The sequence below is a fragment of the Lysinibacillus sp. GW821-FHT14F06 genome, from assembly GCF_058803665.1.
Window position 1 is genome coordinate 187584 of sequence record NZ_JBXAPF010000005.1, and the last position, 15190, is coordinate 202773.

Annotated in this window: 16 protein-coding genes; all 16 read left to right on the forward strand. The window is 37.5% G+C overall.

Going from position 1 to position 15190, the window contains the following annotated elements; translation table 11 throughout:
• Positions 1-19 precede the first annotated feature (19 nt).
• Entirely contained in the window at positions 20-2053 is a 2034-nt protein-coding gene (gene flhA / locus AC1RNS_RS06975) for a flagellar biosynthesis protein FlhA (RefSeq protein WP_492991594.1), read from the forward strand.
• Positions 2050-3246, forward strand: a complete 1197-nt coding sequence (flhF, locus tag AC1RNS_RS06980) for a flagellar biosynthesis GTPase FlhF (protein ID WP_492991595.1) — start codon at positions 2050-2052, stop codon at positions 3244-3246. The genes flhA and flhF overlap by 4 nt, the downstream gene beginning before the upstream one ends.
• Entirely contained in the window at positions 3243-4118 is an 876-nt protein-coding gene (locus tag AC1RNS_RS06985; protein ID WP_492991596.1) for a MinD/ParA family protein, read from the forward strand. The genes flhF and AC1RNS_RS06985 overlap by 4 nt, the downstream gene beginning before the upstream one ends.
• Positions 4119-5273 carry a protein-glutamate methylesterase/protein-glutamine glutaminase gene (locus tag AC1RNS_RS06990; RefSeq protein WP_492991597.1) on the forward strand — a complete coding sequence of 385 codons (1155 nt, stop codon included), beginning with the start codon at positions 4119-4121 and terminating at the stop codon, positions 5271-5273.
• Between the two features lie 15 nt (positions 5274-5288).
• Complete coding sequence (locus AC1RNS_RS06995) at positions 5289-7688, forward strand: chemotaxis protein CheW (RefSeq protein WP_492991598.1); 2400 nt, start codon at positions 5289-5291, stop codon at positions 7686-7688.
• Positions 7689-7719: 31 nt separating this feature from the next.
• Entirely contained in the window at positions 7720-8166 is a 447-nt protein-coding gene (locus AC1RNS_RS07000; protein ID WP_427540425.1) for a chemotaxis protein CheW, read from the forward strand.
• A 9-nt stretch (positions 8167-8175) separates the two neighbouring features.
• The gene (locus tag AC1RNS_RS07005; RefSeq protein WP_492991599.1) at positions 8176-8808 is read left to right on the forward strand and encodes a chemotaxis protein CheC; all 633 of its coding nucleotides are present in this window, start codon (positions 8176-8178) and stop codon (positions 8806-8808) included.
• Positions 8809-9312 (forward strand): chemotaxis protein CheD, encoded by a 504-nt coding sequence (locus tag AC1RNS_RS07010; protein WP_286926830.1) that lies wholly within the window; start codon positions 8809-8811, stop codon positions 9310-9312.
• Positions 9312-9683, forward strand: coding sequence for a hypothetical protein (locus AC1RNS_RS07015; protein WP_492991600.1), 372 nt, complete (start codon positions 9312-9314; stop codon positions 9681-9683). Before AC1RNS_RS07010 ends, AC1RNS_RS07015 begins: the two co-directional genes overlap by 1 nt.
• Positions 9684-10120: 437 nt before the next feature.
• Positions 10121-10891: a FliA/WhiG family RNA polymerase sigma factor gene (locus tag AC1RNS_RS07020; protein ID WP_492991601.1), complete on the forward strand. Its 771-nt coding sequence runs from the start codon at positions 10121-10123 to the stop codon at positions 10889-10891.
• Between the two features lie 37 nt (positions 10892-10928).
• Positions 10929-11234, forward strand: coding sequence for an RNA polymerase subunit sigma (locus AC1RNS_RS07025; protein WP_492991602.1), 306 nt, complete (start codon positions 10929-10931; stop codon positions 11232-11234).
• 9 nt (positions 11235-11243) lie between these two features.
• Positions 11244-11822 (forward strand): hypothetical protein, encoded by a 579-nt coding sequence (locus AC1RNS_RS07030; RefSeq protein WP_492991603.1) that lies wholly within the window; start codon positions 11244-11246, stop codon positions 11820-11822.
• 157 nt (positions 11823-11979) lie between these two features.
• The gene (rpsB, locus tag AC1RNS_RS07035) at positions 11980-12699 is read left to right on the forward strand and encodes a 30S ribosomal protein S2 (RefSeq protein ID WP_427540405.1); all 720 of its coding nucleotides are present in this window, start codon (positions 11980-11982) and stop codon (positions 12697-12699) included.
• A gap of 101 nt (positions 12700-12800) precedes the next feature.
• The gene (tsf, locus tag AC1RNS_RS07040; protein ID WP_492991604.1) at positions 12801-13688 is read left to right on the forward strand and encodes a translation elongation factor Ts; all 888 of its coding nucleotides are present in this window, start codon (positions 12801-12803) and stop codon (positions 13686-13688) included.
• A 213-nt stretch (positions 13689-13901) separates the two neighbouring features.
• On the forward strand, positions 13902-14627 hold the full coding sequence (gene pyrH, locus AC1RNS_RS07045) for a UMP kinase (RefSeq protein WP_427540400.1): 726 nt from the start codon (positions 13902-13904) through the stop codon (positions 14625-14627).
• A complete protein-coding gene (frr, locus tag AC1RNS_RS07050) occupies positions 14627-15184 on the forward strand; it encodes a ribosome recycling factor (RefSeq protein ID WP_427540398.1) in 558 nt (185 codons plus the stop codon). The genes pyrH and frr overlap by 1 nt, the downstream gene beginning before the upstream one ends.
• Positions 15185-15190 lie beyond the last annotated feature (6 nt).

The following is a 15190-nucleotide window of genomic DNA, read 5'->3' on the forward strand; positions in this document are numbered from 1 at the left end:
TTAAGTAGGAGGGACACAAATGAAAGTTCGCGATATAGGGGTTTTAGGTGCGGTTATTTTAATCGTTGCGATGCTCATCATCCCTCTTCCTCCGTGGATGTTAAGTTTCTTAATCGTCATTAATATTACATTGGGATTAATCGTACTTTTAACAGCAATGAGTATGAAGGAAGCATTAGATTTTTCTATATTTCCTTCCGTTATTTTACTGTTAACCTTGTTCCGACTTGGACTGAGTGTTTCCACAACACGTGCCATTTTGGCGAATGGAGACGCTGGTTCTGTTGTTGAAACCTTTGGTGATTTCGTAGTCGGTGGTAATGTTCTTGTTGGATTAGTTGTATTCTTAATTCTAGTGTTAATACAGTTTATCGTTATCACAAAAGGAGCAGAACGTGTAGCTGAGGTTGCGGCACGGTTTACACTGGATGCGATGCCTGGTAAACAAATGAGTATTGATGCTGACTTAAATGCAGGAGTTATTTCTGAGCGAGAAGCACGTGAACGACGCGATAAAGTATCGGGTGAAGCGGATTTCTACGGAGCAATGGATGGTGCCACAAAATTTGTTAAAGGGGATGCCATTGCCTCTATGGTAATGGTTATTATCAACCTGTTATTTGGGATTATCATCGGTGTTGTGCAGATGAAGCTTCCATTTGCAGAAGCAGCAACTCATTTTTCTAAGTTAACTGTTGGTGACGGTATTGTATCTCAAATTCCTGCGCTATTAATTTCTACAGCGACAGGTATTGTTGTAACACGTGCATCCTCTAAAGGAAGTCTTGGACAAGATATTACGGGCCAGCTCTTTGCCCAGGCAAAACTACTCTATGTTGCAGGTGGTACGATTGTATTACTAGGGTTATTTACGCCTATTCCAAACTGGGTTACACTGCCAATTGGTGTCTCACTAATTGCTGGTGCATATATGATGGAGCGTAAGAAACCAGAGGATGAAGAAGAATTACTTGAAATTGAGGAAGAAGTGGCAACAGACGGCATGAAGAGCCCTGAAAACGTTGTGAATTTATTAAATGTGGACCCTATTGAATTTGAATTTGGCTATGGACTAATACCTTTAGTAGATGCAGCTCAAGGTGGGGATTTATTAGACCGTGTCATTATGATTCGTCGTCAATTAGCATTAGAATTAGGGATTGTTATTCCAGTTGTACGTATTCGAGATAATATTCAATTACAGCCAAATGAATATCGAATTAAAATTAAGGGGAACGAAATGGCACGAGGTGAACTATTGCTCGATCATTATTTAGCAATGAGTCCAGGAGATGATGATTCTATTGAGGGCATTGACACAGTCGAGCCGTCATTTGGCTTACCTGCTAAATGGATAACTGAGCAAGTGAAAGAAGATGCTGAAATGTTTGGCTATACAGTCGTTGACCCACCAAGTGTTGTTTCAACACATCTCACAGAAATGATTCGTGCCAATGCTTATGAGCTACTTGGTCGTCAAGAGACAAAGCAGCTGATCGATCATTTACGCGAGACACATCCAATTTTAGTAGAAGAATTGACGCCTACTCCTTTATCAACAGGGGAAATTCAAAAAGTACTGGGTAAATTACTTCGAGAAAATGTTTCTGTCCGCAATCTACCAATTATCTTTGAAACATTAGCTGATTATGCAAAATTAACTAGCGATACGGATATATTAACGGAGTATGTGCGTCAATCTCTGGCGCGTCAGATTACTTCACAATTTGTTGGAGACGGTTCATCATTGAAGGTTATTACTGTTTCGGGTAAAGTAGAGAAAATGATTGCTGATAGTATTCAGCAAACCGATCATGGTAATTATTTGGCAATGGATCCACAAGATTCTCAAATTGTACTGGAATCCATTGCAGCAGAAATAGAACGTGTTTCCTTTATGGAGCAATCAGCTATTATTTTATGCTCTCCTGCTGTTCGTATGTACCTGCGCCAGCTAACAGAGCGTTACTTCCCGCAGATTCCTGTTCTGTCGTATAACGAACTTGATGCTACGGTTGAAATTCAAAGTGTTGGGGTGGTGAATGTAGAATGAAAATGAAAAAATATTATGCATCTTCCATTCCAGAGGCTATGAAGCTTGTGCGTGCTGAGTTAGGTGAGGACGCTGTCATTTTGAATTCAAAGGTAGTAATCAACAAGAAATTTTTCGGGATCATAAAAAAGAAAAGTTTTGAGGTAGTGGCAGGTATCGATTCAATGGAGCCCAAGAACTTGGCTCCAGCACCTGCTGTTGTTCCAGAAATACCGCTTAAAAAAGAAAATGTAAGGCTGCAAGAAATTACCCATGCTGTTCAAGCCAAAATACACCAGGGACAACCGCAGCAAGATGTGTCCTTACATGAAGACACAGGCATTCCTGATGAATTGAGGAAGGAAATTGCAGATTTAAAATCTTTAATGCAATCTATGCATAAAAAGACTACCCAAGCTCAATATCCCGATGAACTCTTCCCCTTCATTGAATACTTAAGACAGCAGGAGCTAAGTGAAGAGCTCATCACGGAGATTGGTGATGAGCTTTTTATGCATTTTAGAGAAGCATCAGAAATTAATTTTTCACAATGCAAGCTGATAACGAAAAATTTATTGCGTAAAAGGCTAGAGGATCTCCCAATAGGAGGAATATCCTATGAAAGAAAATATATTAATGTTCTTGGTCCTACAGGTGTTGGTAAAACAACAACTATCGCAAAAATGGCAGCTAGAGCAGTTTTAGAGAAAAAGAAAAAAATAGGATTTATTACAACTGATACGTACCGGATTGCAGCAATTGAGCAATTGAAAACATATGCAGGACTTTTACAGGCACCTGTCGAGATTGCCTATAATGCAACAGACTTTGAACAAGCCGTTCATCGTTTGGCTCATTTAGATTTAGTATTTATCGATACAGCAGGTAGAAATTATAAAGAAGTAAAATATGTCGATGATTTACAGCGTCTAATTAAATTCGATGATCAAGCAGAATCCTTCTTAGTCCTTGCCATGACAACAAAAGAGAAGGACATGGCAAACATTATAGAGCAATTTAAGCAATTATCAATTGAAAAATTCATTTTTACAAAGCTAGATGAAACAAATTCTATTGGCACAATGATTAATTTAATGATTAAATATAATAAAGGACTTGCTTACTATACAAATGGTCAAGAAGTACCAGAAGATATTGAAGAAGCTAATCTAGAAGCAGTGCTTAATTTGTTTTTCCAAGGTGAAGAAAAATGAGAGACCAAGCTGAAACATTACGCTTGAAAATGCTAAGGCGGCAAGGTGATTTAGGTAGAGCAATTGCTGTTGTAAGCGGCAAAGGTGGGGTAGGTAAAAGTAACTTCACAATGAATTTTGCAACTATGCTAGCGAATAAAGGGAAAAAAGTTGCAATCGTTGATATGGATATTGGTATGGGGAATATCAATATCTTAATAGGAAAAAATGTTTCTTATAGTTTAAAAGATTACTTGGAAGGAAATAAGTTACTAGATGAAGTGGTATTTGAGGGTCCATACGGTTTAAAGTATATTTCAGGTGGATCTGGCATGTCGAGTGTCCTAGAATGGTCAGAAGTGTTGCTTGAACGACTCATACATGCATTTGAGCAACTACAAAAAAATTTTGATTATATCTTATTTGATATGGGGGCAGGAGCAACTAGCTGGTCATTAGATTTACTGAAATCAATCGATGAGATTATTGTTATCTCAACGGCTGAGCCAACTTCTATTACAGACGCCTATTCGATGATGAAATATATTCATGTAAGAGATATGGATAAACAGTTTTATATTCTCTGTAATCGTGCTTATAGTAAGGAAGAAGGAATGGAAACCAATGAACGATTAAAGCAGACCATGAAACGTTTTTTGGACAAAGAGGTTACTGTTTTAGGATCATTACCCGAGGATGCAGTTGTGCGTAAGGCTGTGCGCGAGCAAGTACCTTTTTCACTTGCTTATCCGGACGCACTTATTTCGAAGACACTTCAACTTATAGTGGCTCGTTTTATGGAACACCGTGTGGAGGAAGTTCACGCACATGATCAGTCAGCGAGTAAATTCTTAACTAAATTAAGAAGTATTTTTTCGAAAGGGCGTGATTAATTGGACTTTTTACATAAAAGCAAGCTATTGGTAGTTGATGATTCTGCTTTTATGAGAAAGCTAATTAGTGACTTTTTTGTTGGTAATTCGAAGGTTGAAGTAGTTGGAACTGCACGAAATGGGAAAGATGCGATAAAAAAAATTCAAACATTGAGGCCGACAGTTGTGACAATGGATATTGAGATGCCTGAAATGAATGGACTTGATGCTTTAAAAGAAATAATGACAATATGTCCAGTACCTGTGGTGATGCTTTCTAGTACAACTCAACGAGGTGCTGAAAATGCCTTATCAGCAATCGAATTTGGAGCAGTGGATTTTGTTGCGAAGCCGAGCGGAACAATTTCTCTTGATTTACATAAAATCCAAACTGAACTTGTCCACAAGGTTGAACAAGCATCATTGGTACCTATTTCAAAATTAAAGAAGCCTTCTGGTAGTAAAAGACAACAAGAACCGGCATTAAACGTGAGTACCATAAGAAGAGAATCACTTAATGAAGGAAAGATAGCCCCTCCTGTCAGTATTTCTCCAACAAGAGTAGAGCTATCAAGGTCACGTGTGGAGTGGAATAAAATAGGTAGGAAAATTGTGTTGATTGGTACTTCTACTGGTGGACCAAGAGCGTTACAGGAAGTCATTACGAAAATACCTAAAACAATTCAAGCACCGATTTTAATTGTCCAGCATATGCCAGCTGGGTTTACAAAATCACTTGCGACTCGTCTTGATCAATTGAGTGAAATTACTGTAAAAGAAGCCGAGCAAGGCGATATTCTCCAAAATGGAGTGGCCTATATTGCACCTGGAGGGTATCATCTGAAACTGCGGAAAGTAGGTACCTCCTTTGGCATTGTTCTAGATAATAATGAACCACCTAGATCCGGACATCGACCTTCTGTAGACGTGATGTTCGAAGATGTGAGTCAATGGAAAGATTTTGATAAGGTAGCAGTGATTATGACGGGTATGGGTCAAGATGGTTCAAATGGACTAAAGGTACTAAAAAGTACTGGCAATGTAATTGCTATCGCTGAGTCAGCCGAAACATGCATTGTATATGGAATGCCAAAAGCAGCAGTAGAAACGCAGCTTATTGATGAAGTTGCAGATGTAGATGATATTGCACAAACAATAATGAAATATTTGCCTTAAAAGGGGTGTCCTCTTATGGAAGTAAATCAATATTTAGAGATGTTTATCGAAGAAAGTAAAGAACATTTACAAGCATGTAGTGAACATTTATTAGAATTAGAAAAAAATCCGGAAGATTTGGCGATTGTTGGGGAAATTTTCCGTTCGGCACATACATTAAAAGGTATGTCTGCAACGATGGGCTTCGAGGATTTAGCAGATTTAACGCATAAAATGGAGAATGTATTAGATGCAATCCGAAACGAGAAAATTCATGTGTCGCCAGAAATTCTAGATGTTGTCTTTGAGTCTGTAGATCATTTAGAAGAAATGGTGATGGACATTGCAAATGGTGGAGATGGAAAGCGAGATGTATCTTCAACCGTTGCTCAATTAAAGCGTATTGAATTAGGTGAGGAAGCGATTCCTGAAGTAGTAACTACTGAGACACCAGCTACAGCTTTAGCAAGTGTGTTAGAGTATGACAGCTTTGAACAAACAGTTATTGCTCAATCTACTGAACAAGGTTTTAATGCATTCGAAATTTCAGTCAAATTACGTGAGGACTGTCTTTTAAAAGCAGCACGAGTATTTATGGTGTTCGAGATTTTAGAAAAAGATGGGGAAGTTATTAAAGCAAATCCATCAGTAGAAAAGCTTGAAGACGGACAGTTCGACCAACAATTTTACGTAGCTTTCGTAACGAAAGAATCTGCTGAAGATATGCAGAAAAAGATTATGAGCGTTTCAGAAGTTGAAGAAGTGATTGTCGCAACTATTGAGACACCAACTACTGATGTAGCAAGTGTGTTAGAGTATGACGGCTTTGAACAAACTGTTATTTCACAATCTGCTGAACAAGGTTTCAATGCATTCGAAATTTCAGTGAAATTACGTGAGGACTGTCTTTTGAAAGCAGCACGTGTATTTATGGTGTTTGAAATATTAGAAAAAGATGGGGATGTCATTAAATCAACTCCATCTGTAGATAAGCTTGAAGACGAACAGTTCGACCAACAATTTTACGTAGCTTTCGTAACAAAAGAATCTGCTGAAGATATGCGGAAAAAGATTATGAAAGTTTCTGAAGTCGAAGAAGTGATTGTCGCAATTATCGAACTAAAGCAACATAGCGCAAAAGAACAAGCAATTCAAGAAGTAGTGGCAACAGCAACGGTAGAAGTTGAGGCTCAACCTGCTACTGCACCAAAAACAAATACTGCAAAACCTACACCTGCAAAAGCAGCGGCGCCTGCTAAGGCTGAAAAAAATCATGCGCCTGTTGGTAATAAAACAATTCGTGTAAATATCGAGCGACTTGATATATTAATGAACTTATTTGAAGAACTTGTTATCGATCGAGGACGACTACAGTCTATTGCAACTGAAGTTAACCATGGAGAGTTAAATGAAACAGTGGAACGTATGAGCCGCGTCATGGGTGACTTACAAACTATTATTTTAACGATGCGTATGGTTCCGGTTGAAACAGTATTCAATCGCTTCCCGAAAATGATTCGTCAGTTATCTCGTGATCTAAACAAGAAAATTAACCTCGAAATTATTGGTGCTGAAACAGAGCTAGATCGTACAGTTATCGATGAAATTGGGGATCCACTTGTTCATTTAATCCGAAATTCTGTTGATCATGGTATTGAAAATCCTACTGCGCGTCGTGCTAAAGGCAAGCCAGAAGAAGGAACAGTTGTACTACGTGCATATCATAGTGGTAACTATGTCTTTATCGAAATTGAGGATGATGGCGCAGGGATTAACCGTGATAAAGTATTAGCAAAAGCAATATCAAAAGGTGTTGTGACACAAGAGCAATCCTATTCAATGTCAGATAAGCAAATTAACGAGTTAATTTTAGCATCTGGGTTCTCTACAGCTGATGTCATTTCAGATGTATCCGGGCGAGGCGTTGGATTAGACGTTGTGAAAACAACAATTGAATCTTTAGGTGGAAATATTTCAATTGAATCCACACAAGATGTAGGATCAATTTTCTCAATTCAATTACCTCTAACATTATCGATTATTTCTGTTATGTTAGTAGAAATTGAAAAAGAGATTTATGCTATTCCACTTTCATCAATCATTGAAACTTCTATTATCCGTTCATCAGAGATTATGAATGCGCATAATCAAAAAGTAATTGACTTCCGTGGTAAAGTTGTCCCACTTGTGTTCTTAGAAGAAATCTTTGAAGTACCTCGGAAAGAACAGCAGGATGATGAATTCCATTCAGTAGTGATCGTTCGAAAAGGTGAGAAACTTGCTGGTCTAGTTGTGGATTCATTCATTGGCCAACAAGAGATTGTACTGAAGTCATTAGGCAATTACTTAACGAATATCTTTGCTATTTCAGGTGCAACTATTTTAGGTAACGGAAAAGTAGCCTTAATTGTGGACTGTAACGCACTTATAAAATAAGTAAGGTGAATGAATAAGAGAGGTGTTAATCATGACAAATGCAGTGGAACAAGAAAGTATTAAAGTAATTGTCTTTCAATTAGCCGATAAAGAATATGCAATCCCAGTGTCACATGTTCAAGGGATTGAAAAATTAATGCATATTACGCGTGTACCAAAAACAGCGAAATATGTAAAAGGTGTCATAAACCTTCGTGGTGTCGTAACACCAATTGTTGATTTACGAGAAAGGTTTGATTTACCAATTTCTGAGCACGAAGAAACAACGCGTATTATCATTATTTCATTAGAAGATATGGAAGTAGGCTTCGTCGTAGACTCTGCAAATGATGTATTAGACATCCCTGCTAATTCAATCGAACCACAGCCAGAAGTAGTTGGCTCGCTTGAAGAAGAGTTTATTTCAGGAGTTGCTAAAATTGATAAACGATTATTAATTTTATTGCATTTAGAGAAAGTACTAAATCCACTAAAGTAGGGATCGATAATGACATTTAATCAAAAGATTACATCACTACATTTAGATGTATTGAAGGAAATTGGGAATATTGGTGCTGCGCATGCTGCGACAGCACTTTCCAATTTGCTCGGAAAAAAAATTGATATGCGAGTACCAAAGGTAGAAATGGTGTCGTTTAATGACATGATGGAGCTTGCTGGTGGATCTGAAAATGTTGTAGTTGGCATCTATCTACGCATCGAAGGTGATGCTGAAGGCAGTATGTTCTTTATCTTGCCAATAGAACAAGCGAATCGATTTATTCGTCGTCTTATTTATGATGAATCATTTGACTTTAAAAAACGACCAGTTTCAGAGTTAGGATTATCTGCCATGCAGGAAATGGGGAATATTTTATCGGGTTCCTATTTATCCGCGTTATCTGACTTTACAAATTTAAAAATTTATCCAACTGTACCAGGACTAAGCGTTGATATGTTTGGTGCTATTATCAGTATTGGCTTAATTGAATTATCACATGTAAGCGATAATGTTATCGTCATAAACACATCCATTTTTGAAGACGGTGTAGAGGATCATGAAACAGTAAGGGGCCACTTTTTCTTATTGCCTGATCCAGACTCATTTGATGCTATTTTTAAGGCATTGGGAGTTTCATAGATGATGCTGAATAGTAGTGGGCTAGTGATTAAAGTTGGAATTGCACAAATGGATGTGGTAAAGTTACCAAACACCATCAGAACATCAGGTCTTGGATCTTGTGTGGGTGTTATTTTATATGATGAGTCAAAAAAAATTGCTGGTTTAATACATGTGATGTTGCCAGATTCAAGTTTAGGTAGACAAGAGTCAATAAACGTAGCCAAATTTGCTGATACAGGTATTTCGGCTATGATTGACTTATTAAAAATAGAAGGCGTACAAAAATTCAAGTTAAAGGCAAAAATTGCAGGTGGTGCGCAGATGTTCCAATTCACTTCAGATAAAGACTCGATGCGCATTGGTCCACGTAATGTAGAGGCTGTAAAACGTGAGTTGAAACGTCATGGCATCCCATTAGTTGCTGAAGACACTGGTGGTAATAGTGGTAGAACAATTGAATTTAATCCCGCGACGTCAACATTACATATTCGAACAGTTAACCAAGGAGTGAGCGAAATATAATGTTTGGTTCTATTTTTTACAACCTATGGGGAGCGCTAATTGCTTTTTCAATTTATTTTTTTAGTACATTTCAAAAACCTCTTACGCCACTACGTATTCTTATAGGATCATTTGTAGCAGCCATAATTGTGTTTTTCGCAATGTATATAATTCGCTTTATAATTGCCTATATTTTATATACACCAGAGGATAAAGAAGAAATGGGTGAAGGTGAGTTGGAAGAAAACACATCCGACGAACTTCAAGAAGGCAATCAAGAAGCATCTTCTGCTAATTCAACTGTTGAATTTCAGGATGAAAGCTCGGAAGAAATTGCACAAGTTGTACGAACGATGATGAGTCGAGAAGATCAACAACAAGTAAATGCATAATATAAGGGGGTCGCGAGTTGCGGCTCTTTTTTTGTTATAGTGAACTTGAATAGCATCAAGCAATGAAAGAAATTTGAATGAGAACTTCATTTCTTGTTAATTACCTCTCTATAAACATCTTTTCATAAATACACAAGTTGTAAAAACTAAGTTAAATACCTAGCAATCAACTAAATTATACACACTCAAAAATTTAAACAATATGTGAGAGAGTAGGAGAAACAAATGAAATTATGGTCGATTATTGCTATAATGTAGGAAAGAATGGTAATCATTTTATCTTCATTCAGGAGGAGACTCCCAGGCTTGGGCACAATTCAAAATCCGGATGCAATTATGCCAAGGCGAAATTGATCTTGGCGGCTCACAACAGTAAAGCTTAGTGTTTTCTAAATGAACAGGCGCGTAGAGGCGTTTTCTTAAGAGAGGTGGATTTCATGACACAACCAAATCTAAACGATGAACAAAAGCTGTGGAACCGTTGGATATATGACCGTGATCCAGATGCTGGGGATTTGCTTATCAAAAAATATATTTCACTAGTATCTTATCATGTACAACGCATTGGTGCGAGCTTACCGAAAAATGTATCTCGAGACGATCTAACAAGCTTGGGCATGGTAGGTCTTTTTGATGCATTAAATAAATTTGACATTAAGAGAGATTTGAAATTTGATACTTACGCTTCTTTTAGAGTAAGAGGAGCAATTATAGATGGTTTACGGAAGGAAGATTGGTTGCCGCGTTCTGCTCGTGAAAAAGCTAAAAAATTGGATGCCCAAATTGAACGGTTAGAACAAAAATATATGCGTCATGTAACACCTGAGGAGCTTGCTGAAAATTTGGAATTACCAGTGGAGGAAGTCTACCAAACTGTACAGGAGCATTTCTTTTCAAATGTCCTTTCCATTAATGAACAACAAGATCAGGAAGAAACGGATGGCAAGTCATTTGTTATTAGGGATGATACAACAAAAACACCTGAACAGATTATTATTAAATCAGAATTATTGGGTGATTTAGCGGAAAATATTCAAAAATTGAATGAAAAGGAACAATTGGTGCTTAGTTTATTTTATACAGAGGAATTGACCTTAACAGAAATCGGTGAAATGCTTGAATTATCAACTTCACGTATATCACAAATTCACTCAAAGGCGCTATTAAAGCTACGAAAATTATTATCTAATGAGATGATTAATGCCTAATGATGATTAGATACATAACATTAAGGGAGGAATTCCAATGAGTTTAAAGGGTGTCGAATTACAAATTGCTATTCCAAAAACGTTTGAGGCAGGGAAAATGGCAGATCAGGCACAGCAGCAAACTTTGGCTCAACAAGCACATGCAAATGAAGCATTAAAAAAAGAAATAGATCGCAAGCAAAAAATTGTGAATACTTCAGAAGGTATGGATGAAATTAGTGAGGATGAAGAAGCAGGTGGCGAATACATTATGGGGACTCGCAAAAAAAAGAAAAAGGGTGAACAGCAAGAAAAACAGGCACCACATCCGTTTAAAGGAAATTTTGTGGATTTTAGTGGATAGGAGTTTACTATGGCAACCATACTAATTACGATTCTATTTTTTTTACAGTTGCTTTCATTTTACTTCCTTATTATTTTAAATACGAAATTAGCTAAATTTAAAGATTTAGAAAAAAAACAGGAACGTTTAATGCGCGAAATGGATGATACAATTAGTGTCTATTTAGCAGACATGAAAGATGAGAATGATCGTTTAATACAAGAACTGCAGAGTGTTTCAAAATCAGGAGTGAAAGAAAATGCTTTGCAGCAAACTGAACAAATTGTCTTTCAGAAGGAGCAGGAACCTCTTACTGGCACAATAAAGAAAGAACAAGAATCTGCTACTTTAGAGACGGACTCGCGAAAGTATATACCTAAAAATATTGTTGCGAGTGCTTATTCACGTCAGCAACAGACTGTTTCAAAAGCAGCACAATCTGCTAGTATTAATATGACGAATGAAGCAGAAAAGGAACAATCAAAGATTTTAACAACGGAGCAACAAGCCATTGAATTAGCGAAACAAGGAAAAACACCAGAGGAAATTGCGAAACAACTCCAAAAAGGCAAGACAGAAATCGAGCTTTTATTGAAATTTCATGGCTAAAACAGTTGCGAATAGGGTAAAGCTATGATATAGTTGCAAATGGTGTTGTTACTACACACGCATTTTGATGTAGTAAGTGGTGCTCTAAGATTAGGGTAGCTTGTTGCAAGCGATAAATGCGGAGGATAAAAACCAAACATACTAGGAGGAAATTCACATGTCAGTAATTTCTATGAAACAATTACTTGAAGCTGGTGTACATTTCGGTCACCAAACTCGTCGTTGGAACCCAAAAATGAAGAAATATATCTTCGTTGAACGTAACGGGATCTACATCATCGACTTACAAAAAACTGTTAAAAAATTAGAGGAAGCTTATGACTTCATGCGTCAAGTTGGTCAAGACGGTGGTAAAGTTCTTTTCGTTGGTACGAAAAAACAAGCACAAGAAGCGATCAAAGATGAAGCTGAACGTTCAGGCAACTACTACATCAACCAACGTTGGTTAGGTGGTACTCTTACAAACTTCGGTACAATTCAAAAACGTGTTGCACGTATGAAAGAAATCGAAAAAATGGAAGAAGTAGGAACTTTCGAAGTTCTACCTAAAAAAGAAGTAATCCAACTTAAAAAAGAACACGAACGTCTAATCAAATTCTTAGGCGGTATCCGTGATATGCACGATCTTCCAGACGTAATGTTCGTGGTTGACCCACGTAAAGAACGTATTGCGGTTGCTGAAGCTCGTAAATTAAACATCCCTCTAGTAGGTATTGTTGATACAAACTGTGATCCAGATGAAATCGACTACGTAATCCCTGCTAACGATGATGCTATTCGCGCTGTTAAACTATTAACTGCTAAAATGGCTGACGCTTTAATCGAGTCAAAACAAGGTGAAGAAGAAGCTCCAGCTGTAGAAGCTGCTGCTGAGTAATTCACGTTTACAAAAAGGTGATAAGTGGCTCAGAACCCTTATCACCTTTTTTAGAACCTATCACTAAAATTTGTCCAACCAATTTGAGGAGGAAACACTAAATGGCAAACATTACTGCACAATTAGTAAAAGAATTACGCGAAAAAACTGGCGCTGGTATGATGGATTGTAAAAAAGCGTTAGTACAAACAGAAGGCGATTTAGAAGCTGCAATCGACTTCTTACGCGAAAAAGGTCTATCTTCAGCTGCTAAAAAAGCTGACCGTATCGCTGCAGAAGGTACAACTTACATTTTAGAAAATGGAAACGAAGCAATTATTCTTGAAGTAAACGCTGAGACTGACTTCGTTGCTAAAAATGATAAATTCCAATTTTTAGTTACATCTTTAGCTGAGCAATTACTTGCTGCTAAACCTGCATCTGTTGAGGATGCATTAGAGCTTACAAACGCTGAAGGTGTAAAAATTGTTGACCAAATTTCAACAGCAGTTGCAACAATTGGTGAAAAAATCAACCTACGTCGTTTCGAAGTGAAAACAAAATCAGATGCAGATGCATTTGGTTCTTACTTACACATGGGTGGTCGTATCGGTGTATTAGTAACTTTAGAAGGTTCTACTGATGCAGCAGCTGCTAAAGATGTTGCTATGCATATCGCAGCAATCAACCCAACTTATGTTTCTCGCGATGAAGTTTCTGCTGACGAAGTTGAACGTGAGCGTAAAGTATTAACTGAACAAGCACTTAACGAAGGTAAACCAGAAAACATCGTTGCTAAAATGGTGGAAGGTCGCCTTGGTAAATATTTCGAGGATGTTTGTTTACTTGACCAAACATTCGTTAAAAACTCTGACCAAAAAGTCCGTGACTTCGTTGCATCAACTGGTGGTTCAGTAAATGGTTTCGTACGCTATGCTGTAGGTGAAGGTATCGAAAAACGTGAAGATAACTTTGCTGAAGAAGTAATGAGCCAAGTTAAAGGTAACTAATTTAGTCACATTTGATCCTAATCAAATAATATCTAGATTTTCTAGAAAAAAATGGGGAACACAATTTAACGTGTTCCCTATTTTTCCGAAGAGAGCGAAAAGAAGGATATAATTTTCTATTCTGCCTTATTCACAACTAGTAATTATTGTAATATATACTATAATGGAAAAGGGAATAGAGATGTTTTAAATAAAGTCTGACGGAGGTTTACAATGAGTGTGCCACAATATAAACGAGTAGTTATAAAATTAAGTGGTGAAGCGTTAGCGGGAGAAGCTGGCTTCGGTTTATCACCAAAAATAATCAAGGCTGTTGCAGAGGAAGTAAAAGAAGTAGTAGATCTTGATGTAGAAGTTGCTGTTGTTGTAGGTGGCGGTAATATATGGCGTGGAAAAATCGGTAGTGAAATGGGGATGGATCGTGCGGCAGCCGATTATATGGGTATGCTTGCAACGGTTATGAACTCTCTAGCATTACAAGATGCACTTGAAAAATTAGGCATTGAAACACGTGTCCAATCTTCTATTGTGATGACACAAGTAGCAGAACCATATATTCGTCGTAAAGCAGTTCGTCATCTAGAGAAAAAACGTGTGGTTATTTTTGCAGCAGGGACAGGTAATCCGTTCTTCTCTACTGATACAACTGCTGCATTACGTGCAGCGGAAATCGATGCAGATGCGATTTTAATGGCTAAAAATAATGTAGATGGTGTTTATTCTGCAGATCCTAAAATAGATACAAATGCCATTAAATACGATACACTCACATACTTAGACGTTATTCAACAAGGTTTACAAGTAATGGATTCAACAGCTTCTACTTTATGTATGGATAACGATATTCCGTTAATTGTCTTCTCAATTACAGAACAAGGTAATATTAAACGTGCCGTACTAGGCGAGAAAATTGGAACAGTTGTTAGGAGGAATGCATAATGGCTAAACAAGTATTGGAACAAGCTAAAGAAAAAATGAACAAAACAATCGCTGCCTTCAGTCGTGAATTATCATCAATCCGTGCAGGGCGTGCTAACGCATCACTATTAGATCGCATTACGGTTGATTACTATGGTGCACCAACACCGATTAATCAGCTTGCAGGTGTTGCGGTACCAGAAGCGCGTTTATTAGTTATTACGCCTTACGATAAGACAATCTTAGGTGAAATCGAAAAAGCGATTATGAAATCAGATATTGGTATTACACCAACAAATGACGGCTCTGTCATTCGTTTAATGATTCCTGCTTTAACAGAAGAGCGTCGTAAAGATCTTGTGAAGCAAGTGAAAAAAGAAGCAGAGGATGCAAAAATCGCTGTACGTAACGTTCGTCGTGATGCTAATGACGATCTGAAAAAACTTGAAAAAGCTGGCGAAATCACAGAGGATGATCTACGTGGCTACGGTGAAGATATTCAAAAATTAACAGATGAATTCATTGTAAAAGTAGATCAAGTAACGAAAGAAAAAGAAAAAGAAATTCTAGAGGTGTAAGCAGAC